This window comes from Massilia eburnea (assembly GCF_050709955.1).
GTDB lineage: Bacteria > Pseudomonadota > Gammaproteobacteria > Burkholderiales > Burkholderiaceae_D > Rugamonas > Rugamonas eburnea_A.
Window position 1 is genome coordinate 114,958 of sequence record NZ_JBNZFX010000031.1, and the last position, 22,012, is coordinate 136,969.

Below are 22,012 nucleotides of genomic sequence, written 5' to 3' on the forward strand. Positions count from 1 at the left end.
ACGCGGCGATCAGGCGACGTGGCCTGGCCAAACCGTTCATCTGCTGAACCAGATCAGAACATGCTTGCCTGCGCCCGTTCGCCAAGCAAGTCGAGCAGGAGTTTCTTGATCGGGGCGGGCAGGGCGGCGCCAGGAATGGCGGCGGCATCGAGCCACACATAGCGTTCCTCGCCCGCCATGGCGGCGCGGCTGGCGAGCGTGACCAGCAGCGGGTGGATGTGCAGCTTGTAGTGGGTAAACACGTGCAGCACCGGCCGCAAGCGCTCCAGGGATTCCATGGTACCGAACGGCTGTACTGCGGCGGCCACGGCCGCATCGCCGGGCGCGTCGTCTTGCACGCCATGACCAGCCAGCTCGGGCAGCGATAGCAGGCCGCCCCAGATGCCGCTTGGCGCACGCTGCTCCAGCAGCACCTGGCCGCGATCCACGATCAAAAGCATGCGCGCCGATTTTTCAGGCGTGGCTTTCTTCGGCTTGCGCACCGGCAGTTCGGCGGTGCGGCCGGTAGCGAACGCCACGCAGCGCGGCGCCATCGGGCAGCGTTGGCAGGAAGGGCTGCTGCGCGTGCACAGCGTTGCCCCCATATCCATCAAGCCTTGCGTATACGCCTCGATGCCTTCGGACGGCGCCAGCGCTTCCGCGCGCGCCCACATCGCTTCTTCGGTCTTGCGCTCGCCGGGAAAGGTGTCGATGCCGAACACGCGTGCGAATACGCGCTTCACGTTACCGTCCATGATGGCGGCGCGGCGACCGGCGGAAAACGCCGCAATGGCGGCAGCGGTGGAACGCCCGATGCCAGGCAGCTCGGCCAGCAAGGCAGGATCGGAAGGGAATTCGCCGCCATACTCGGCGATCACGCGCTGCGCGCACTTGTGCAGGTTGCGGGCGCGGGTGTAGTAGCCCAGGCCGGCCCACTGCGCCATCACGTCTTCAACCGGGGCCGCAGCGAGCGAAGCGAGGGTAGGAAAGCGCTCCAGGAAGCGCGCGTAGTAACCCAGCACCGCCGAAACCTGCGTCTGTTGCAGCATGATTTCGGACAGCCACACCAGGTAGGCATCACGGGTGTTCTGCCACGGCAGGTCGTGGCGGCCATGTTCCTTCTGCCACGCAAGCAGCGTGGCAGCAAAGCTTGGGTCTTGGTACTGCAATTACGCCGCTGCCTCCAGTACTACATGCTCGGCCGAGATCGCGTCGCTGATGGCGCTCGCCAGCGCAGCCAGCTTGGCCTTCTGTGCTTCCAGGTCGGCCTGGCTGGCTTCAAAGGCTTCGATCTTCTGTTCCAGCGTATCGGTTGCATCGTGGATGCGGGCGATCGATTGCTGGCGGTGCTTCAGCTGTTCCTTGTGCTGGCGGATCTGCGCTTCCAGCGGCGCCATGATCACCTTCAGCCAGGCATCGGTATCGGCATTGGCCGCCTTGAAGCAGCGCTTGACCGCCGACGCCACGGAATCGAAGAAACGCTCCATCAGCACTACGCGCGAGGTGGTCAGCATCACCGCGGTACCGAACTGCTTCTCGTAGATACCGTGGGCTTCGTTGATTTCATCGCGGTACTTGGCCAGCGAGAAGGCCATCGGCATCGGCAAGGTCAGGCCGTGCTCCGCCGAGAACTTCTTGTACATGGTTTCCATCATGCTGCGGATCTCTTCGATCTTGCGCTCCGACTCATCCAGGTTGGCGTGGATGCTGTCGAAGTAGATCTTGATCGCATCGCGCAGGCCGGTGGTGAAGCGGCTGTTCTGCATTTCAGCGCGCGCCTTGACCAGGTTGTCGCGCAGGATGCCCATGCCCAGGCTGGAATACAGTTCGGTGGACAGGCGGGTGAAGACCGCGCGCGTGGCCTGCAGCTTGAACAGGCTTTCGTCGAACTCTTTCTTTTCCGCTTCCACGCGGCGCGCCATGTGTGCAATCACCGACTGGTTCTTGCCGCGCAGGCCTTTCAGCTCCAGCAGTTGGTCGACGATGCCGCGCGTCTTGGCCGACAGCGCCGCGTACTGGGCACCGCTCAGCGCCGCCAGTTCGTCGCCCAGGCGGCGGCGGATGATGTCCTTGCGGGCCGGGATCAGCTCGTTGAACAGCGCGCTCTCCAGCTGCTTCATGCGGCTCTTCTGCACCAGTTCATGGTCGCCGGTGATCTTGCCCAGCAGCGCCTTTTGCGCCGACACCGGGAACACCTGGCGCGCATCGAGGCCCAGCATATGGGCGGCGTGTTCGCGCTGGCGCGCGATGGCCGATTCGATTTCCTCGTCGGTGCGCAGCGGATCCCACATCGAGTCGATCTTGTTCAGCACCACCATGCGTCCGGCGCCATTGCCGATGTGGGTGCGCCACACTTCGATATCGCTCTTGGTGACGCCGGTATCGGCGGCCAGAATGAACAGCACGGCGTGCGCGTGCGGGATCATGTTCAGCGTCAGTTCCGGCTCGGTACCGATGGCGTTCAGGCCCGGCGTGTCGAGGATCACCAGGCCCTGCTTCAGCAGCGGGTGCGGGAAGTTGATGATGGCGTGGCGCCACTGCGAAATTTCGACCAGGCCGTTGTTGTCCAGCGTGGCGCCCATGTCGGGATCGTTCTCGTCGTACAGGCCGTAGCGCTTGGCTTCTTCCACCGGCACATGGCGGGTCAGGCTGACTTGCTTGAACACTTCCTGCATGTGTTCGGCCGAATCGAGCTGCAGCGGCAGCATGGTCCAGGCATGCGGCTCGTCGCGGTAATCGCTGGTCGACAGGTTCTCGGCGCGCGTTTCGATCGGCAGCAGGCGAATGCAGGCCGGATAGGCCGGGTCGTACATCAGCTCGGTCGGGCACATGGTGGTGCGGCCGGCTGCCGAGGGCAGGATGCGCTGGCCGAAATCGGCAAAGAAGATCGAGTTGATCAGTTCAGATTTGCCACGCGAAAATTCCGCCACGAAGGCCACCGACAGCTTGTCGTCGGCCAGCTTGGAGAGCGTTTGCGCCAGGCGCTGTTCAGTCGCGGCGTCGGACAGATCGGCCTGCACGATCCAGTCCCGGTAGTTTGCGACGGCGCCCATGACACCTTGGCGCCATTGGCTGTATTGTTCGAGGTCCCGTACCATTAGCTTCTCGTTATTTCTGGCAATTTACACAATAAAAAGTAGATCGTTGGCCTTGCTTGATCTGGCGCACAGGCGCGCCGCAACAACGGCAAGGCACACCAGCACGATCATAGACGAAATATGTCTGTTGGAAATACCCTGATTGCCCATTTACACCGATAAAGTCGCGCAAAGTGCTGCCTCCTTGCACAATAGCCTCGGCCAGCACGTCGCGGATGGCCTGCGCCAGGCGATCGTAGCGGGCCGCGCTGATGCGGTTGGCGGCGGTTTTCGGGTTGATTCCGGCCCGGAACAAGCTTTCAGAACAGTAAATATTGCCCACGCCGACCACGATGTCGCCGGCGATCAGCACCTGCTTGATCGCCGCGCTGCGCGTGCGGGTTTGCTCGAACAGCAGCTTGCCGGTAAAGGCCGGCCCCAAAGGCTCCACGCCCAGGCCGCGCAGCAGCGTGTGCTGTTCCAGCGCGCCATCTTGCATTGCATGCCACAACACGGCGCCAAAGCGGCGCGGATCGGTCAGGCGCAGCACGTGCCTGCCATCTGCGCCTTCTACCGTCATGTCGAAATGATCATGTTTTTCCGGCGGGATCCCGCTTGGCAGCACGCGCAGGTGGCCGCTCATGCCAAGGTGGATGATCAGCGTGCCATGCTCGAATTGCAGCAGCAGGTATTTGCCGCGGCGATCAGTGGCCACGATGCGGCGGCCGGCCAGCAGGTCCGGCAGTTCGTCCGGAAAGGGCCAGCGCAAGCCGTCGCGGCGCAGCACCACATCGCGCACGATCCGGCCTTCGATATGAGGGGCAACACCGCGCCGCGTGACTTCTACTTCTGGTAATTCAGGCATGAGGGTGGTTTTCTACAGGTTGGCGTAGAATCAAGTCTTGAGCCCGATTTGCAGGATCTACCTTTGAAAAACGCATTCGCCATTGTAACCCTGTCGGCCCTGGTGTCCGCCTGCGCAGTCGTGCCACCGGAACCGGCGCCGGCCGAGCCCGTAACGCCCGCGGTGGCGCCGCCAACGCCAGCCGCCGACGCCACTGCCAAGGCCGCGCCGCCCGACGCCAAGCTGCCCAATGTCGAATTGACCAGCGACTTGTTCTACAAGTTGACCAAGGCCGAACTCGATTTCAAGCGCGGCCAGTGGCAAAGCGCTTATGTGACGATGATGGTGCTGGCGCAGCAGACGCGCGATGCGCGCCTGGCGCGCCGCGCTTCCGAGATGGCGCTGTCGGCCAAGCAGGGCAATGAGGCGCTGGCGGCGATCCGCCTGTGGCGTGAACTGGCGCCCGAGTCCGACGAAGCGGCGCAATACTTCCTCGGCTTTGCCGTGCTGGGCGACGACCTGGGCGAGGCGGAAACCCTGTTTGCACAGCGCCTGAAAGCGGCGCCGCCCAACGGCCGCCCGCTGCTGATGTTCCAGATGCAGCAGTTCCTGCTGCGCGCAAAAGACAAGGCCGCCGCGTTTGGATTGATGGAGCGCGTGCTGCAGCCCTACCTGAATACGCAGGAAGCGCACCTGGTGCTGGCACAGGGCGCCCATGCCGCCACCGATGCCGAGCGCGCCCGCGCCGAAGCGCAGAAAGCGCTCGCCATCAAGCCCGATTCCGAGCTGGCCACCCTGACCTTGGCGCAAATGCTGGGCGAGCTGGATGGCGCGCAAAAGGTGTTTGCCGACTTTCTGCAAAAATATCCGTCTGCACGCGAAGTGCGCTCGGCCTATGCCCGCCTGCTGGTGGAGCAGAAGCAGTACGAGCCGGCGCGCGAGCAATTCCTGCTGCTGCTGAAAGAGCAGCCGGACCATCCGGGCACCCTGTACGCACTCGGCATCATGGCGCTGCAGGGACAGGACAGCAAGGCGGCGGAAGGCTATCTCAAACGCTATGTGGCGGTGCTGGAAGCGGCGCCCGATCCGGAGCGCGACCCCAACAAGGCGCTGATGCTGCTGGCCCAGATCGCCGAAGAAAAGGGCGACCTCGATGGCGCGCTGGCGTGGCTGGACAAGATCGATGGCGACGATGCCCGCACCATCCTGGCGGCGCGCCTGAAGCGCGCCCACCTCACGGCACGCAAGGGCGACGTCGAGGGCGCACGCGCCCAGCTGAAGGATATCGCGCCGGCCGACCCGGCCGAGCAAGTGCAGATCCTGCAGACCGAGGGCCAGCTCTTGCGCGACTCCGGCCGCGCGCTGGAAGCCTTCAAGACCTTGCAGGATGGCGTGCTGCGCTTTCCCAACAGCCCCGACCTGATGTACGACTACGCGCTGGCGGCGGAAAAGCTGGGCAAGGTGGAAGCGATGGAAACCGCGCTGCGCAAGGTGATCGAATCGGTGCCCGACAACCACCATGCCTACAATGCGCTCGGTTATTCCCTGGCCGACCGCAATGTGCGCCTTGACGAAGCCTATGAGCTGATCGACAAGGCGTTGACGATGGCGCCGGGCGACCCCTACATCATGGACAGCATGGGCTGGGTCCTGTTCCGCATGGGCAAGCTGAAACAAGCCGAGCAATCGCTGCGCCAGGCGTATGCGCTGCGCGGCGACGCCGAGATTGCCGTGCACCTTGGCGAAGTGCTGTGGAAGCAGGGCGACAAGGCTGGCGCTGCCAAACTGTGGCGCGAAGCGCGCGACAAGGATCCGAAAAACGACGCGCTGCGCAGCACGCTGGCGCGCCTCAACGCTGGAATTTAATGAACTTGAAGACACTTGCCGCCATGGCCGGCGCGGCTGCCATCCTGTGCGGCTGCGCCACCACGCCATCGGCCCCGCCATCGAGCGCCGTCGTTGCGCCGTATGCCGACAGCGTGGCCTTGTCGGGCCGCCTGAACGTGCGCTACCTCAAGGACGGCAAGCAGGAATCGAGCACCGTCAAGTTCGACTGGAAGCAGGACGCGCACAGCACCGACGTCGCGCTATTCGACCCCTTCGGTAGCAAGGTCGCCACGATCAATGTGACGCCGCAGGGCGCCACGCTGCGCGAAGGCGGCAACAAGCCGCCGCTGAGCGCGCCGAGCATCGATGCCCTGAGCGCGCGCGCCCTTGGCTGGGCGCTGCCGGTGGACGGCCTGCGCGGCTGGCTGCAAGGCCATGCCACTGCTGCCGACGGCAAGCCGTGGTCGGCCAGCCCTGCCAACAGCGAAGTGACCACGCGCGAAGGCTGGCGCCTGCAATACACCGACTGGCAGCCTGGCAGCGCGACGCCGCGCCCGAAACGGATTGATGCCGAGCATCCGGGCGGAGGGGACGTGCAGCAAATGGCCTTGCGGATCGTGATCTCTGAATAAAATGAAAAGCCTGTTGAACTGCCCGGCCCCGGCCAAGCTGAACCTGTTCCTGCACGTGAATGGCCGCCGTGCCGATGGCTACCACCTGTTGCAATCGGTATTCCAGATCATCGACCGCTGCGATACCCTGCACTTTTCGCTGCGCGCCGATGGCGAGCTGCACCGCACCAATGACATCGCCGGCGTTCCCGCCGAACAGGACCTGGCGATCCGCGCCGCGCGCATCCTGCAGGCGGAAGTCCTGCGCCGCACTGGCGCGCTGCCGCCCGGCGTCAATATCACGATCGACAAGCTGCTGCCCATGGGCGGCGGCCTGGGCGGCGGCTCCTCCGATGCAGCCACCACGTTGCTGGCGCTGAACAAGCTGTGGAGCGCCGGGCTGCAGCGCGAAGAGCTGATGGCACTGGCCTTGCCGCTGGGCGCCGATGTACCATTCTTTATCTTCGGCCAGACCGGCTTTGCCGAAGGCGTCGGTGCAGACCTGCGGCCGGTCGATGCGCCGGACTGTTGGTATGTTGTCATCGAGCCAGGCGTGGCTTGCCCGACGGCGCAGATTTTTACCTCCGAGCATTTGACAAGGAATACTGCGCCCGTTAAGATGTCGGACTTTTCCAGCTACCACGCAAATCGACAAGATCTGCGCCAGTTTGGGAAGAACGATTTGCAACAAGTGGCGTGCCGCTTATTCCCGCAAGTAGCAGAAGCGGTAGAATGGCTGGGCGCTTACGGTGATGCCAGGATGACTGGCTCCGGAGCTTGTGTGTTCGTCGCAGTCCAAAGCGAAGAACAGGCCGATGCGGTGCTTGCAAAAGTGCCCGGCGCCTGGACCGGATGGAAAGCGAAGGCACTGAAACAGCATCCACTCATCGCAAAGTTGTGAAGCGTAAAAAGATTTTGTTTTTCGCGAAATAGGCTATATAATGTCGGCCTACTGACCGAAGACAGTCAGTTAAGAGTAGGGGAATCGCCAAGCTGGTTAAGGCACCGGATTTTGATTCCGGCATACCAAGGTTCGAATCCTTGTTCCCCTGCCACCGTTTTCCCTGGGTCTGTCGAGGCAGCAGTCTCCAGCCAGGGTTAAGACAAAAGCTCCTGCACCGCAGGAGTGCCTCAAGAATTCAACACTATCTCTCGGGACTCCCAATGGCTTTCGAAAACCTGATGGTTTTTACCGGCAACGCTAATCCAGCCTTAGCAGAAGGGGTCGCAAAAAATCTCGGCATCCCACTCGGCAAAGCAGTCGTTTCCAAGTTCTCGGACGGCGAAGTCATGGTCGAAATCAACGAAAACGTCCGTGGTAAAGACGTCTTCGTGCTGCAATCGACCTGCGCGCCGACCAATGACAGCCTGATGGAACTGATCCTGATGGTCGATGCCCTGAAACGTGCGTCCGCTGGCCGTATCACCGCGGCAATTCCTTACTTTGGTTATGCCCGCCAGGATCGCCGCCCGCGTTCCGCCCGTGTGGCAATTTCGGCAAAAGTCGTTGCCAATATGCTGGAAGAAGCCGGCGTCGAGCGCGTCCTGATCATGGACTTGCACGCAGACCAGATCCAAGGCTTCTTCGATATCCCGGTTGACAATATTTACGCTTCGCCAATCCTGCTGGGCGACCTGCAGAAGAAGGCAGAGCAAGACCTGCTGGTGGTGTCGCCTGACGTCGGCGGCGTGGTGCGTGCCCGTGCACTGGCCAAGCGCCTCGGTTGCGACCTGGCCATCATCGACAAGCGTCGTCCAAAGGCCAACGTGTCGGAAGTGATGAACATCATCGGCGACGTGGAAGGCCGTAACTGCGTGATCATGGACGACATGGTTGACACCGCAGGTACCCTGGTCAAGGCTGCCGAAGTGCTGAAAGAGCGCGGCGCCAAGAAAGTAACCGCTTACTGCACCCACCCGGTGCTGTCCGGCCCGGCAATCGAACGCATCTCCGGCTCGTCGCTGGATGAGCTGGTGGTGACCGACACCATCCCGCTGTCCGACGCTGCCAAGGCTTGCGGCAAGATCCGCCAACTGACCTGCGCCCCGCTGCTGGCTGAGACCTTCAAGCGCATCATCAAGGGCGACTCGGTGATTTCCCTGTTCGTCGATTAAAATTTTTCCGGCCGTGGCGTCAGCCGCGGCCGATTTGTTGAAGTGCCCTGGTCGCGGGGCACTTCGTTGATCAACAAGGCGCGAGCCTTGTTTTATTTTTTTTGGAGTACTCCATGAAAGTTGTAGCATTCAAACGTGATCTGCAAGGTACGGGTGCGAGCCGCCGCCTGCGTAATTCCGGCCAGACCCCTGGCATCATCTACGGTGGCACCGAAGCCCCTGTGACCATCGCCCTGGACCACAACGCACTGTTCCACGCGCTGAAAAAAGAAGCTTTCCACTCGTCCATCCTGGACATGGAAATCGACGGCGCGGTACAGAAAGTGCTGCTGCGTGACTTCCAGATGCACGCGTTCAAGCAACTGGTTCTGCACGCTGACTTCCAGCGCGTTGACGCCAACCAGCCACTGCACGTGAAAGTTGCACTGCACTTCGAAAACGCTGACGTGTCGCCAGCTGTGAAACTGCACGCTGCCACCATCAGCCACGTAGCCAACGAGATCGAAATCTCCTGCCTGCCAGCTGACCTGCCAGAGTTCCTGGCCGTTGACCTGTCGAAGATGGATGTCGGCCAGTCGATCCACGCTTCCGAACTGAAGCTGCCGAAAGGCGTGACCATCGTCACCCACGGTTCCGATGCCACCATCGCTACCGCATCCGTGCCAGCCGGCGCTGTTGCTGCTGAAGCCGCTGCTGCTAAAGAGTAATCCTCTTTCGCGCCGCATGAAGAACCCCGCCCCGGCGGGGTTTTTTGTTTTCAGGTTCCGGGGCGCGGCTGTGGCGCCGCCGGCGGCACTACGATGGCGTCGTTCAATCGCATAAACTTGAAGCCTGCCAGGCCGTTGTTGGCGCGCGCCTGGGTGCGTGCGATGAAGGCTTCGAACGTTTCTTCACGCACTTCCGGCGCCGCTGAGTGCAGGAAGCGGCGTGCGCCCTGCGCATCGAGCACCACCAGGCCGACGTGGGTCACCATGTGCTGGCCCTTGCGTACCGACACCACTTCCACCATATCGCCTTCGGCCAGCGTGCCGAATTCCTGCAGCGCACGCGCAACCGGCAAGAACGCTTCCACTGTGTCCTGCACCGGGATAGCGCGCTGTATATGGTGCTGGGACCACAGAAATTGCGTGCGGTCGACACGCATGGCGTAGCTGGCGCCGCTGCTTGCGTCGGAGAGAAGCCAGCGGTTGTTGATGTTCCAGTCCACTTCCATGTAGTGGTTGCGGCTGGCGACGCCGATCACGCCATCCTTGTAGCGGATGCGCTGCAGTGTCCAGAAGAACTCCTCCCACGAAGAACTGAGCGCCATGGCATAGGTATGCTCGGCGAACACCAGGCAGTCGCTGGCGGACAGGCTATACATTGGCAGCGTGTCGTGCAGCTCGTAGGGAAATTCGCCGAGCAGGTTCAGCTTGTAGGGCTGGCCGATATTGCGGCGGCCAATGGCGGCGATGCGCTTGCGCAGGTCCGGTTCGGCCTGCTGCACCTCGGCGATGAAGGCGCCCGCTTCCTGGGGCGACATCTGGTAAATCTGTTTCGGTTCGGCCGCCGCGGTGAGCGCGGCGGCGAGTACCAGGCTGGCAAGAAAGGGCATGTTCAGGCAGGTTTGGTTTGCGATGGCCAGGTGAAGTAAGACTTCGCGATATAGCCCCAGGGTACGGCAATGATGGCCAGCAGCACGCCGAGGAACGCATACGCCGTGCTTTCCGCCGGCGAGCCCGCCAGTTCGCCGCGCGACCAGAGCGGATAGGCGACGATTGCCAGCCACATCACCTTGTAGAGGATTTCCAGCAAGATGATCGGCAGCATCTTCACCGGCCGCAGCAGGCCAAGGCCGGCCAGCGTGGCGAAGGCAGTCCACACCGTCCATGCCACCGCTTTGTTCGGTTCCCACTGGCCCTGGTGGGTCAGGATTTCGGTCCAGGTAGTCTGGCCCAGCATGAAGAACATCAGCGCGTAGAGCAGGCGCAGCAAGTAGATGTTGATGCGCATGACGCCTTCATGCCGCGCATCGCGCTGCCACAGGCGGGCCAGCATCAGCCCACCTCTTTCAGCATGGTTTCGACTTCGGCCAGGCGGCCGTTCATGTTTGCCAGCGTGGCTTGCATCGCTGCCAGTGCGGCGGCATTGTCGGCCTGGGCCGCCGCCGCTTTGGCGGCCAGTTCGCGGTAGGCATCGGCGCTGGCAGCTTCGGCGCTGGCCTTGTGTGCAGCGGACCAGTATTTCATCCCAAAGACGACCAGCACCGTGGCCAGCGGCAGGCCCAGGGTCAGCAAGTAGATGTGTTCGGACATACGGTTATTCCTCTTCCAGGTTGAGATGCTTGGCGGCTGCCACGATCGCTGCGGGATCGAGCGTCAGGCGGAAATCCGCCACTTCGAAGTAGTTCAGCGCCTTGCCGTCGCTCGATAGTTCGTGCTTGCTGGTGACCAGGCCAGCCGCCTCCAGCTTGGCAAGGTGCAGGTGCAGCAGCGGACGGCTGATACCTACGTCGCGCGCCAGTTGGCTGACGTAGTTGCGGCCGTCCGTTTTCAATGCAGCGATGATGCGCAGGCGATGCGGATTGGCGAGCGCTTCGAGCACTGGTAGCAGTTTTTGCATTCCACTCACTTCAACAGCAAGCGGCAGTTCGAACCGACCGATTCAGTTGCCATCGCGCCCTTTTCGCCGCGTGCAGCTTGCATGCATTGGGCGAAAGCTTCCTCCTTGGTTTTGGGGCGCTCGCATTGTTCGGCCAGCAGGGTGTTCTGGGCGAGCAGCATCTTGTTCTGCTGGATCAACTGGTCGATCCTTTCCTTGTCCGTCATAGGGGTGTCGGCGGCAAATGCCGGCGCGGAGAAGCTTGCTGCTAGCAGCAGGGTGATCAGGTATTGCATGGCACGTCCTTTCTGTTTTAAATTGAAGACACGTGTAATAAATATCTTACAGGTGGCACTCGGTGTCAAGCAAGAAATTCGCGTGGCACTGATTTTTTGTAACTTGACGAGGATGCGGACCTGCTGTGAGCAGGCATCGTCCAAAAAGTTCCCCGGCTTCCTGTGCGCCGGCTCCGCGATGAGATCGCTAAGGCGGTTGCGCCGCTGCAGGCGCAGATCGACGCGCTGCGGGAACATGTCGACCGGATCAGCCGCTGGGGATTTTGCATGATGGCGATGATCCTGCTCGGCGAGGTCGCCTTGCTTGCGCGCGGGATGTTGGGCTGAGGGCAAGGGTATAATCTGCGGTTTTGCACTCGCAACCGCAAGACCATGCCCATTCGCTTGATTGTTGGCCTCGGCAACCCCGGCGCCGAATACGAACAAACCCGCCACAACGCCGGCTTCTGGCTGGTGGACAATCTCGCCAATTCGCTGCCGAATGCGCGCCTGCAGCGCGAGTCGGGCTATAACGCGATGGTGGCCAAGACCATCATCGGCGGCAACCAGCTCTGGCTGCTCGAGCCGCAAACCTATATGAACCGCTCCGGCCAGTCGGTTGGCGCGATTGCGCGCTTCTACAAGATCCAGCCGGACGAAGTGCTGGTGGTGCACGATGAACTGGACCTGCCGCCCGGCGCCGCCAAGCTGAAAAAGGGCGGTTCATCGGGCGGCCACAATGGCCTGAAGGACATCACCGCCGCGCTCGGCACCCAGGACTACTGGCGCCTGCGTATCGGCATCGGCCACCCGCGCACCCTGAACCTGAACCAGCCGGTGGCTGATTTCGTGCTGCACCGCCCGCGCCGCGAAGAGCAATTGCTGATCGAAGAAGCGATCGAAAAAGCCCTGCGCATCATTCCCACCGCCGTCGCCGGCGACTTCACCAAGGCGACGATGGAACTGCACACCAATTAAGTGTTGCCGGTGCCTGCCTGACGCAGCAGGCGCCACACCATCCCCGCTACCACTGCCACGCCCAGCACCAGTACGCCCCACAGGATCATGAGGCGTTTCTGGGCCGCGCTGTTGTCGGCGCTCGCGCGCTTGGCGGCGTTGGCCAATGCTGCCAGCTGCTCTTGCGCCGCACCTGCGGTAGCGCGCTCGAGCGTGCGCAATTCAGCCGGTGTAAAGCCTGGTGCCACCTCGCTGATGTCGCGTGCGGCCGGTGCCGCTTTATCGCGCCCGACGGCCAGCGTATAAGGCGGCGTGCCGCCCGCTACGAAGACCAGCGTGGCCGGCTCCCAGCTGATGCGCAGGGCAGGCTTGACTGGCGGCGGCTGGTCGAAGCGCAGCACCCAGCGCTCGCCGATCCAGGCCGGGACCGCGATGTCGCCCGACAAGCGCGTCTTGCCGTCTTGTTCCAGGCGGTAGAACGTGGTGCGCACGGCGGGCTCAAAGCGGAATTGGCCGGTGCGCCGCACTTCCACGTAGCTGCCCAGCATGGCCGGCAGCACCATATTGCCGCTCTCGACTTGCAGGCCGACACCCAGTGGCGTGACGCCTGCCGGTTTGCTGTATTGCAGGTCGCGCGGGTCGCGGCCCGGCTGCGCTGGCAACAGCAGCGATTCGGTGGGCGCTGCCGCCGGCCTGTGCACCGGTGATTGCGCGCTGATGGCGGCGAATGGCAGCGGTTCACCACTGCGCCAGCTCAGGCGCGCGTAGCGCATCGGGCGGGCCGGAAATTCCAGCTTGTCGTTGGCCAGAGTTTCGTCGCTGGCATTGGCCAGCCAGCTCAATTCCGCGACACCGATGGCATCCCAATGTTTCAGGTCGTCGCTGGCCTCCAGCCAGACCTGGCCGGTATAGGTGGTGCGCCCGGGCGGCAGCGTGAAGTGCAGGGCATCGACCTGCGGCGGCTCTTGCGAACCTTCCTGCCGCAAGTCGAGTACCAGTCCGGCCAGTCGTTCCTGCGCGAGGCCGGCCGGCGCCGTGCCTTGTGGCGCAGGCAGGCGCACGGAGAGCACGCGGCCGTCGGTGGCGGTGCTGACCTCCAGCCCCGCCAACGGGGCATCGGCGCGCTCCGCCATCAGCGGAAAGATGCGCACCGGCAGGGCGCGATGCGTGGTGCTGGAAGCGGCATCCGGCTGGCGCAGCGCAAAAGGCTGCGGCACGCCGTGCGCATCGAACACGCGCAAGTCGTTGAGCGATGCCGAGCGCGCGTTCAGGTAAGCGTCGCGCGGCAACTGCAGCTGGACCACGCTTGGCTTGCCATTGACCGACAGCGGCATCACGTGGGTGTAATCCTGCGGCAAATCGCTTACCGCCGTGGTGGCGACGGCAGCCGCCAGGAGCAGCGCGCTCATGCTGCTTCCTTCTCAGTTTCACCGCCACGCGAGGACGGGTAGGGAGCGAGGTAGCCGATACCGACCATCAGCGCGCCAACGCCGAGGAAGGACACAATGCGTTCAACGCCGCCGACATTGGACAGGTCGACCAGGAACAGCTTGGCGACCACGACGCCGAGCAGCACCGCGCCGGCAATCCACAGCTTGCGCTCCTGCTTGCGCGTCGCAAAGCGCATCAGCAGCAGCGCGGTCACGCTCCACACCAGCGACAGCATGGCTTGCACGAACTGCGATGCAAACAGGTCGTCGAACTGGTAAGGCACGCCGACGTAGTGCGAGACAGTGCGCAGCAGCGCCAGGTTGAACCAGGCATAGGCCACCAGTGCGGCGCCGGACAGCAATTGCGGACGGTATGGCGCGGGCTTATCCTGCAGCAGGCGGTAGGCGGCAATCGACAGCAGCAGCGCGAAGATGCTGGTCAGGTCGAGCGGGTTCGCCAGAGGAACGTAAGGCAGCGGCGCCATCGCGCCGTCCTGCGTCAGATTCCACACCGCTACCAGCAACAGCGACCAGCCGCAGCCCAGCGGCAGCAGCACATCGCGGTACCAGGCGGCTACCGGCTGCACCGGCCAGGCGTCGGCGCGCACGCGGCGCATCACCCATGCCAGCCCGCCCATCATCAGCCAGGCCGGCAGGAAGTTGGCCCAGGCAGGATCGGCGCCGCTGCCCTCCAGCCCACGCGAAATCCAGTAGGCGCCGACAGGCCAGATCATCAGCCATGGACCGGTGCTGCGCAGCGTGTGCAGCAAGACCAGCGGCGCATTGCCAAGCTTGGTGCCGCGCATCAGCCACTCTGACAGCAGCCACAGTGCGGCGTAGGCGAACCATACTTCGCCGGCGGGCACCGTGATGCTGCTATACAGTGCGCCCAGCATCCCGAGCGTGGTGAGGCCGAACAGCAGCCAGGCGGGCAGCACGGCGGCGCGCAGGGCCGGCCAGGAAAGGCGTTGCGCCAGCTTGATCAACACTGGCGTGGTAGCGACAATCATCAGGTTGTAGGCGCTGGCACGCAATGGGCTGTGCGGCTCGAAATTGCCGCTGGTCGCTAGTTCGTAATGGGCCAGCAGCCAGTTGGCGATGGTGGGCACGATCACGAACAGCCACCATATCCCGGAATATGCCAGTACCGCGTTCGACCAGGACGGTGGATATTCCGTGCCGTAGCGCTTCAGGGTCCAGGCGCTGAATACGGCGCCGGCCAGCAGCATCACACTGCCGAGGAATGGGGTGGCGAACAAGTCCGGCGAGACCGGGGCGACTTGCCAGTTCAATGCCAGCAGGCCGGCCAGCACCAGGCCAGCCAGCAGTTGCGTGGCCATGGCCAGCCCGCGCGCCATCGGCCATGCCAGGCGGCGCCCGATCAGGGCCATCACGACGGCGGCGCCGAGGGCGCTGGCCACCAGCAGGTTGGCTTGCAGTTTGCCGCTGGTGCGCAGGATGACTTCGGTCCAGGCACCGCCGACCAGCCAGATGGCGGCGCCGGCGAGGAACAGCGCGCCCGGCAGCTGCAGGCCGCCCAACCCTTCATCGCTGGCATGGTGGCGGAAGCGCATCGCCATGATGCAGGCGCTGACCGCCAGCAGCAGGAAGCCCAGCCACAGGTTGGAGTGCATTGCCGCTTCCTGGTCCAGGCCGGACACCGAGCCGATGAAGCTGACCCATGCGCCCAATTGCACCAGCAGCCCGAAGCCCCAGGCCAGCGGCTGGCGCTGGCGCAGGCCGATCCAGACGATGCCGGCGCCTTCCAGCGCCCAGGCGGCGGAAGTCCAGCGTCCGTCGAGCGCCGTCGGGATGGCGAGCGTGCCGAACACCACGGCGAGCGCGGTGAACGCATCCACCAGCAGGCCGTAAGTGGCACGGCGGCGCGCCAGCGCGATCGCCAGCCCGCCATAGAACAGGCCGAGCGCGAGGGCGGAATACGCCATGCCGAATTCGAAGCCTTTCACCAGGCCGAATTGCAGGCTGGCCGCCAGCATCGGCGTGCCGAATACCAGGGTGCCGTCGACATAGCTTTTCAGCTTGGGCGCCTCGAGGTGGGCATACGCGATGGCGATACCGACGTAGTAGAGGAAGAACAGAGCGAGGAAGCCTTGCACCGACAGGTAGAACTGCGGCTCATAGCGCAGCACGCCCCAGGCGGTGCCGATGACAAAGGTGAAGGCGAAGCCGAGCAGGTTCAGCGCGCGCCAGGAGCGCTTGAGCGCGATGGCCAGGATGCCGGCGTTGAGCAGGGCGTAGTAGCTGAACAGGGCGACGTGGCTGCCCTGTCCGGTGGCGGCCAGGATCGGCGCCGCGAAGCCGCCGGTAATGCCGAAGATGGCCAGCCATTGGGCGTTCTGCAGCACGGCCAGCAGGCAGGTGCCAAGCGTCAGCAGGAACAACATGGCGAAAGCCATGCCGCCGGGGATCAGGTGGTAGATGCGGAAGGCGCCGAATACCACCAGCATCAGCACGGCCATGCAGGTGCCCTGTAGCGGCAGGCTGACGCCTTTGTTGCTGACGCGGATACGCCAGGCCCAGGCCAGCGCGGCCAGGTCGGCGAGGACGATGCCGGCCAGGCGCAATTCGATCGGCACCGTGACGCGGGCGGCAGCGTATTTCAGGAGGAAGCTGACGCCGATGAAGAGGATCAGGAGACCGATTTTCGCTACCAGGTTGCCTTCAAACAGCCAGTTGCGCGCGGCAGTGAACCAGGCCGGAGGTTGGCTTGGCGGCAGGCTTGGCTGCGCTGCGGGGCGGGCCGGTACGTCGGTGTCCCGGGCGGCTTCCTTCGCGGCAGCCCAGGCCCGTTCGGCTTCATCGAATGGATTGGCGGGCGGTTCCGCTCGCGGCCCGGCGGGCGGTACGGCCGGTGCCGGCGCTGGTGGCACCGGCGGCGGTGGGAGGGCTGCCGTACGCGCTACCAGCGGCTCGCGCTCGGCTGGTTTGGGCGGTACGGCTGGTGCCGCTGGGGTGGCGGGCGCTGCCGGCGTGGCGGGCGCTTCCGGTGCGACAGCAGCCGCTTGTGTCGCGGCGCTGGGCTTGAAGCTGGCAAGTGTGATCTCCAGCGCAGCAAAGTCACGCTGCAACTGGAGCGCATGCTCGCGTGCCTGGCGCGCGTCGCGACGGGCCAGCCAGGCCCAGCGCGATACCACCGCCAGCACGATAAACCAAAGCAAATCCATGGATGCTCCCTAATTGTTCTAATGGCATTGTTTTCCATTGGTAACAATATTGCAAGCGCCAGCGATACCCGTATCGCCGTTTGTCCACAGGCGTATCGGGAATTGATCCTGCTTAATCTTCCGCTTCTGGCACCAGCATCAGCAAGTCTGTCACCCCCAGGTCGACACCGGCCTGGGACAGCAAGGTGCTGGCCTGGCCGCGGTGATGGGTCTGGTGGTTGAAGAAATGCAGCAGCAAAAGCCCGAGTTGGCGCTTATTGGCTTCGCCGTTCATACGGCGATAGGTGATGACGGCGTCCAGGTCGGAATCGGCCAGGCCTGCGGTCCAGCCCAGGATCAGGTGGTCGAGCCAGGCGCGGCGCTCGCGCAGGGCGGCGAGTGAATCGAACAGCGGCTGGTCCAGTGCGGCGGGCTGCGCCAGGGTCGCGACAGGTGCCAGCGCCGCGCCAAAGCACGGGTGGCTGGCGATGCGCTTGAGCCAGATGGTGTCGGCCACGGCTATATGGTTGAGGGTCGCCAGCAGCGAACCAAAGAACGCCCCGCGCTCAGCCGTCAGCTCGTCAGCCGGCAGGCTGGCTGCCGCCTCATACAGCTTGTCGTTCATCCACTCGTTGTAGCGGGCCAGCAGGGTGATATGGGCGGTTCTCGACATGTTCTGGGGTACAATCTCGGTCTATTTGCGGAAAATTCCGTAGCAGAACAATATCATTTAAAGGTTTTCCATGAGTCTCAAATGCGGCATCGTCGGCCTGCCTAACGTCGGCAAGTCCACCCTTTTCAATGCACTGACCAAGGCTGGCATCGCCGCCGAGAACTATCCATTCTGCACCATTGAGCCGAACGTCGGCGTGGTGGAAGTGCCGGACCCGCGCCTCAATCAATTGTCCGCGATCGTCAAGCCTGAGCGCATCGTGCCGGCCATCGTGGAATTCGTCGATATCGCCGGCCTGGTGGCCGGTGCGTCCAAGGGCGAAGGCCTGGGCAACCAGTTCCTGTCCCACATCCGCGAAACCGACGCCATCGTCAACGTGGTGCGCTGCTTCGAAGACGAGAATGTGATCCACGTTGCCGGCCGCGTTTCGCCGCTGGACGATATCGAAGTGATCCAGACCGAACTGGCGCTGGCGGACTTGGGTACCGTCGAGAAAGCGATCCACCGCGAACAGAAGAAAGCCCGCTCCGGCGATAAGGATGCCGCCAAGCTGGTGGCCCTGCTGGAAATCCTGGTGCCGCACCTGAACGAAGCCAAGCCAGTGCGCGCAATGGGCCTGGGCGCCGAGGACATGGCCCTGATCAAGCCGCTGTGCCTGATCACCGCCAAACCAGCCATGTACGTGGCCAACGTATCCGACAGCGGCTTCACCAACAATCCGCTGCTGGACCAGCTGACCAAGTACGCTGAAGCGCAAAACGCACCGATCGTCGCCATCTGCGCCGCGATCGAAGCGGAAATCGCCGAGCTGGACGACGCCGACAAGGCCGCCTTCCTGGCCGACATGGGGATGGCGGAACCGGGCCTGGATCGCCTGATCCGCGCCGGCTTCAAGCTGCTCGGCCTGCAAACTTACTTCACCGCAGGCGTGAAGGAAGTGCGCGCCTGGACCATCCACGTGGGCGACACCGCGCCGCAAGCGGCAGGCGTGATCCACACCGACTTCGAGCGTGGCTTCATTCGCGCCCAGACCATTTCCTTCGACGACTTCATCGCGTTCAAAGGTGAATCCGGCGCCAAGGAAGCGGGCAAGATGCGCGCCGAAGGCAAGGAATACGTGGTCAAGGATGGCGACGTGCTGAACTTCCTGTTCAACGTCTGATTCCGAAAATTTCTGAAAAAGCCGCGCAGTGCGCGGTTTTTTTTTGGTTCCGGGAATTTTTGTTGCTTTTTCATCAAGGTTATATTTGGTTAGAATTAAAATGATAGTGTTTTAGTAAAGTGGCGTCCTTTGTATATTTAGGGCTCCTTGTGCTGAAACACTTCCTATCCACCCGGGCGGCGGTCTGCCTACTGGCATCCACGCTGCTAACCGCTTGCGGCGGTGGCGGCTCCAGCCCTGCCACCGGCGGCAGCAATGGCCCATCGACTGCGGCCGCGTTGACCTTCAGTCCCGGTATTGCCACAGCATCGATGCCGTCGGGTACCTCCACTACGGTAGCGGTCAGTGCAAGCGTCAACCGCCCGGCAGATTTCAATAGCACGGTCTATGCCAAAATTGTCGATACCACGGGCGTATTGCTGCCATCGGCAAACATTGTCAGTCAGACCGCGACCCAATACACTGCAGTTCTGCAGACCAACGCAGCGCTGCAACCAGGCAATTACAAGGGTAATTTCGCCATCAATTTATGCCGCGACCAGGCCTGCAGCCAGCACTTCCCTGGCTCGCCAATGCAACTGCCATACGATTTCACCGTGGTGGCAGCAGCAGCGAAACTGCTGGCGCAGGCTGGCGGTTCGCTGACCCCGACCATCAACCTAGGCGCTGCAGCGCCATCGCCTGTGACCGTCACGGTGCAGGCCGGGCAGCTCAAATGGACTGCCGTGACTGCCGTCCCCTGGCTGACCCTGAAGAACGCGAGTGGGAGCGGCAATGGCAGCTTCACCGTCGAATTCGACAGCAGCAAGGCGACCGAAGGCGTGCAGTCGGGCGCCATTACGGTGGCTTCCACCGATGGCCAGCAAGTAACGCTGAACGCCAGCCTGACGACCATTGCGCGGAACTTTACGGTGGGCCAGTCCGGCTTCACGTTCACCGCCATCAACGGCGTTCCGATCAATACGCAACAGGTCAGCTTCGATCTGGACGGTGGCGGTAGTTGGACGGCAAGTAGCGATGCCGCATGGCTGACCGCGACACCGACCAGCGGCATTTTGCCGGGTCAGCTCGGCCTGACGGTCGATCCGATGAAAGGGGCTTTGGCGAGCGGCCAGTACAACGGCAATTTGACGCTGAAATCGCCGAACGGGAAAGACCGTAGCCTGAGCGTGCAACTGAACCTTATTAAGCCGGATTTTCACGTCCCGTCGAGCCCGATCTACCTGGGCGGCGAAAACGGCCGTGAGGCGCGCATGGTTCAGGTTATTTTGCAAACCAATACCAAAGGCGTTAGTTGGCCTTGGACGCTTGGCGCCTTGCCGCCGTGGATCAATGTCTCGGCGCGCAGCGGCTTCGCTAACGAGACCGGGACCTCATTCGAAATTACCCCGGTTCTGGAAAAGGCACCGCCAGGTAGTTCCACTGCAGTGGTTAATGTGACGTTGCAGGTGAACGGCGATACCATTGTGAAGCCTATCACGCTGACCATTCTCCGCGACCAGGAAAAGATCTTGCCGTCGGAAACCGGACTTGCAATGGTTTCGGTGCCAGGATGGTCGCGCTTGATTCGCACCGTGACCGTACGTGACAACTTCGGTGCAAACCCAGATTGGACTGCAAGTTCCGACCAAGCTTGGTTGAATGTGATCCGCAACGGCAGCCAGCTGACCTTCACTGGTGATCCATCTTCGCTTCCGAATGACACTACCAGCCATGCCACCGTGACGCTGACTTCCAATACAGCCGGTGTCGCGGCTCCGGAAGTGATTCGTGTGGCCTTGTGGAAGGGGAGCGCAGCACCTGCCGCACGAGTCGATTTCCAGACTGCTTACAAGCAGGTCATTGCCGACGCTATCCGCCCTCTCGTCTATGCCCACAATGGCGGTAACGTGCTGGATGTCTATAACGTCTACACCGGCCAGAAGGTTGCCAGCACCGCGTTGAGTGGGGCGCTGGGCAGCATGACGGTAAACCAGAACGGTGACCGCCTGTATGTTTATGACATGGCCAACCGTAATGTCGTCATGCTGAATCCGCAAACCCTGGCAAAAGTGGGCACCTGGACCCCACGCAACGACTTGGCCGATTTCGGACATTTGCTGTCGGTCCGTCCCAATGGGGAAGAACTTTTGTTGACTAGCAAAGGCGACGTTCTGAGGATTGCCAATGCGCAGACCCTTTCGGCGCAGTCACAGCTGGGCGAAATGTTTATGGCGGCAACGCGTGACGGTAAGCGCCTCTATGTGCAGAACCAGGGGGCCAGCCCGTCCACGGCTATGGTCTATGACATTGATTTCACCTCGGTGGCAGGAGGGGGCCTGCGCATGACTTATGCGGGCAGCTTCAGCGGCGGCCAAAACAGCCAGGACATTGCGCCTGGGCTGGACGGAAGCCGCTTCTATACTGCCAATGGGTGGCCTTACCGTTGCGCGATAGGCGACGCGGTCAATTTCGGCAATCTGGGTACTCTGCCGGGCGGCGATTCTTACCCCAACAACGTTGAGGTAGACAGCTTTGGCCGCGTGTATTGCGGCGCCGCCAGTTGGAGTGCTTTCGACGTATGGTTGCATGACAGCAGCGGCGTCCAGTTGAAGCAATTTAAGTTCGCCGGCAACGGCCATGATCTGAAGCCACACAGCTTGGTGGTGTCAGCCGATGGCATGATGTTGATCGGTTTGACCAACGACCCGTTGATGTCAATCATGGCGGTAGGCCCCTGATTGACCCGGCCCCTTCGCCCGGAAGCCCGGCGGGGGCGTTTCGCCCGGCGACTTAAGGCTTTTTAGCTTCGAATTCACGGATGGTTTTACTGAAGCTGTCCATCAGGGGATTGGGCACTGCCAGCGACAACTGGTAGTGCTCGATCTTGAATCCCTTGCCGGTGTGGAGCAGCACTCCGCTGGCCTGGCAAGTCCCCATCTGTGTGGTCAGCTGTTCATCGAACCACACATATTTCTTATCCGGCGAGAAGTAGACATTGCGCTTTTGCGCGGTGAAGCTCCACGCCTTCTTGCGGTCCCAGAAGCGCTTGGCCCAGGCTTTGAACTCCTGGTAGCGCCACACTTCGCTCTTGTCGGTGCCGATGAAAACGGCGTCCGGCGTGAACTTGTCCCAGTAGTCGGGGCGGGTGTTGGCAGCGTCGTCGTGCCAGCTGTCGACGAAGGCGTTGACCTGCTGGCGGAATTCGGTGTCCGGCTCGGCCGCCAGGGCGCTGTGCATCATGAGGACGGTGGCGGCAGCGATCAGCAGGTGTTTCATTCGGTTGTCTCCCGGGTCAATGTTGGCGAAATAGTATAATCGCCGGATTGTGCACAGCTT

20 protein-coding genes and 1 tRNA gene are annotated in these 22,012 nt (G+C 62.7%); 9 read left to right on the forward strand and 12 right to left on the reverse strand.

Annotation, left to right across the window (positions count from 1 at the left end; genetic code table 11):
• Positions 1–53: 53 nt before the first annotated feature.
• Genes mutY through mutM form a run of 3 tightly spaced genes read right to left on the reverse strand, consistent with a single transcriptional unit; the run spans position 54 to position 3,921 of the window.
• Entirely contained in the window at positions 54–1,148 is a 1,095-nt protein-coding gene (gene mutY / locus ACQ4MM_RS17590) for an A/G-specific adenine glycosylase (protein WP_431478547.1), read from the reverse strand.
• A complete protein-coding gene (locus tag ACQ4MM_RS17595) occupies positions 1,149–3,077 on the reverse strand; it encodes a dynamin family protein (protein ID WP_431478548.1) in 1,929 nt (642 codons plus the stop codon).
• 10 nt (positions 3,078–3,087) lie between these two features.
• Entirely contained in the window at positions 3,088–3,921 is an 834-nt protein-coding gene (gene mutM / locus ACQ4MM_RS17600; protein WP_431478549.1) for a bifunctional DNA-formamidopyrimidine glycosylase/DNA-(apurinic or apyrimidinic site) lyase, read from the reverse strand.
• Positions 3,922–3,984: 63 nt separating this feature from the next.
• Here mutM and ACQ4MM_RS17605 point away from each other — a divergent pair, with 63 nt between their 5' ends.
• From ACQ4MM_RS17605 to ACQ4MM_RS17630, 6 genes are all read left to right on the forward strand, one after another.
• On the forward strand, positions 3,985–5,766 hold the full coding sequence (locus ACQ4MM_RS17605; RefSeq protein ID WP_431478550.1) for a tetratricopeptide repeat protein: 1,782 nt from the start codon (positions 3,985–3,987) through the stop codon (positions 5,764–5,766).
• Positions 5,766–6,359 carry a lipoprotein insertase outer membrane protein LolB gene (locus tag ACQ4MM_RS17610; protein WP_431478551.1) on the forward strand — a complete coding sequence of 198 codons (594 nt, stop codon included), beginning with the start codon at positions 5,766–5,768 and terminating at the stop codon, positions 6,357–6,359. Before ACQ4MM_RS17605 ends, ACQ4MM_RS17610 begins: the two co-directional genes overlap by 1 nt.
• Before the next feature lies 1 nt (position 6,360).
• Entirely contained in the window at positions 6,361–7,239 is an 879-nt protein-coding gene (gene ispE / locus ACQ4MM_RS17615) for a 4-(cytidine 5'-diphospho)-2-C-methyl-D-erythritol kinase (RefSeq protein WP_431478552.1), read from the forward strand.
• Between the two features lie 77 nt (positions 7,240–7,316).
• Positions 7,317–7,393: transfer RNA gene (locus tag ACQ4MM_RS17620), tRNA-Gln, on the forward strand.
• Positions 7,394–7,502: 109 nt separating this feature from the next.
• Positions 7,503–8,453 (forward strand): ribose-phosphate pyrophosphokinase, encoded by a 951-nt coding sequence (locus tag ACQ4MM_RS17625; protein WP_431478553.1) that lies wholly within the window; start codon positions 7,503–7,505, stop codon positions 8,451–8,453.
• A gap of 113 nt (positions 8,454–8,566) precedes the next feature.
• Positions 8,567–9,160 (forward strand): 50S ribosomal protein L25/general stress protein Ctc, encoded by a 594-nt coding sequence (locus tag ACQ4MM_RS17630; RefSeq protein WP_431478554.1) that lies wholly within the window; start codon positions 8,567–8,569, stop codon positions 9,158–9,160.
• A 50-nt stretch (positions 9,161–9,210) separates the two neighbouring features.
• Here the strand turns inward: ACQ4MM_RS17630 and ACQ4MM_RS17635 are convergent, their stop codons facing one another.
• The 5 genes from ACQ4MM_RS17635 to ACQ4MM_RS17655 are packed head-to-tail and all read right to left on the reverse strand — an operon-like array spanning position 9,211 to position 11,662.
• Positions 9,211–10,047: an N-acetylmuramoyl-L-alanine amidase-like domain-containing protein gene (locus ACQ4MM_RS17635; protein ID WP_431478555.1), complete on the reverse strand. Its 837-nt coding sequence runs from the start codon at positions 10,045–10,047 to the stop codon at positions 9,211–9,213.
• A gap of 2 nt (positions 10,048–10,049) precedes the next feature.
• The gene (locus ACQ4MM_RS17640; protein ID WP_431478556.1) at positions 10,050–10,490 is read right to left on the reverse strand and encodes a hypothetical protein; all 441 of its coding nucleotides are present in this window, start codon (positions 10,488–10,490) and stop codon (positions 10,050–10,052) included.
• Entirely contained in the window at positions 10,490–10,747 is a 258-nt protein-coding gene (locus ACQ4MM_RS17645) for a hypothetical protein (protein WP_431478557.1), read from the reverse strand. Before ACQ4MM_RS17645 ends, ACQ4MM_RS17640 begins: the two co-directional genes overlap by 1 nt.
• A gap of 4 nt (positions 10,748–10,751) precedes the next feature.
• Positions 10,752–11,054 (reverse strand): ArsR/SmtB family transcription factor, encoded by a 303-nt coding sequence (locus ACQ4MM_RS17650; protein ID WP_431478558.1) that lies wholly within the window; start codon positions 11,052–11,054, stop codon positions 10,752–10,754.
• Between the two features lie 5 nt (positions 11,055–11,059).
• The gene (locus ACQ4MM_RS17655) at positions 11,060–11,662 is read right to left on the reverse strand and encodes a hypothetical protein (protein WP_431478559.1); all 603 of its coding nucleotides are present in this window, start codon (positions 11,660–11,662) and stop codon (positions 11,060–11,062) included.
• Positions 11,663–11,701: 39 nt separating this feature from the next.
• On the opposite strand from ACQ4MM_RS17655, the gene pth reads away from it, so the two are divergent.
• On the forward strand, positions 11,702–12,286 hold the full coding sequence (gene pth, locus ACQ4MM_RS17660; protein WP_431478560.1) for an aminoacyl-tRNA hydrolase: 585 nt from the start codon (positions 11,702–11,704) through the stop codon (positions 12,284–12,286).
• On the opposite strand, the gene ACQ4MM_RS17665 is transcribed toward pth, so the two are convergent.
• From ACQ4MM_RS17665 to ACQ4MM_RS17675, 3 genes are all read right to left on the reverse strand, one after another.
• Positions 12,283–13,674, reverse strand: coding sequence for a DUF3999 family protein (locus ACQ4MM_RS17665; RefSeq protein WP_431478561.1), 1,392 nt, complete (start codon positions 13,672–13,674; stop codon positions 12,283–12,285). The genes pth and ACQ4MM_RS17665 overlap by 4 nt on opposite strands.
• Positions 13,671–16,880 carry a DUF2339 domain-containing protein gene (locus ACQ4MM_RS17670; protein WP_431478562.1) on the reverse strand — a complete coding sequence of 1,070 codons (3,210 nt, stop codon included), beginning with the start codon at positions 16,878–16,880 and terminating at the stop codon, positions 13,671–13,673. Before ACQ4MM_RS17670 ends, ACQ4MM_RS17665 begins: the two co-directional genes overlap by 4 nt.
• Positions 16,881–16,992: 112 nt before the next feature.
• Positions 16,993–17,532 (reverse strand): DinB family protein, encoded by a 540-nt coding sequence (locus tag ACQ4MM_RS17675; RefSeq protein WP_431478563.1) that lies wholly within the window; start codon positions 17,530–17,532, stop codon positions 16,993–16,995.
• Positions 17,533–17,602: 70 nt separating this feature from the next.
• On the opposite strand from ACQ4MM_RS17675, the gene ychF reads away from it, so the two are divergent.
• A complete protein-coding gene (gene ychF / locus ACQ4MM_RS17680; protein WP_431478564.1) occupies positions 17,603–18,694 on the forward strand; it encodes a redox-regulated ATPase YchF in 1,092 nt (363 codons plus the stop codon).
• Positions 18,695–18,843: 149 nt separating this feature from the next.
• On the forward strand, positions 18,844–21,414 hold the full coding sequence (locus tag ACQ4MM_RS17685; RefSeq protein ID WP_431478565.1) for a BACON domain-containing protein: 2,571 nt from the start codon (positions 18,844–18,846) through the stop codon (positions 21,412–21,414).
• Positions 21,415–21,466: 52 nt separating this feature from the next.
• Here ACQ4MM_RS17685 and ACQ4MM_RS17690 read toward each other — a convergent pair whose 3' ends face one another.
• Entirely contained in the window at positions 21,467–21,952 is a 486-nt protein-coding gene (locus tag ACQ4MM_RS17690) for a nuclear transport factor 2 family protein (RefSeq protein ID WP_431478566.1), read from the reverse strand.
• Between the last annotated feature and the right edge of the window lie 60 nt (positions 21,953–22,012).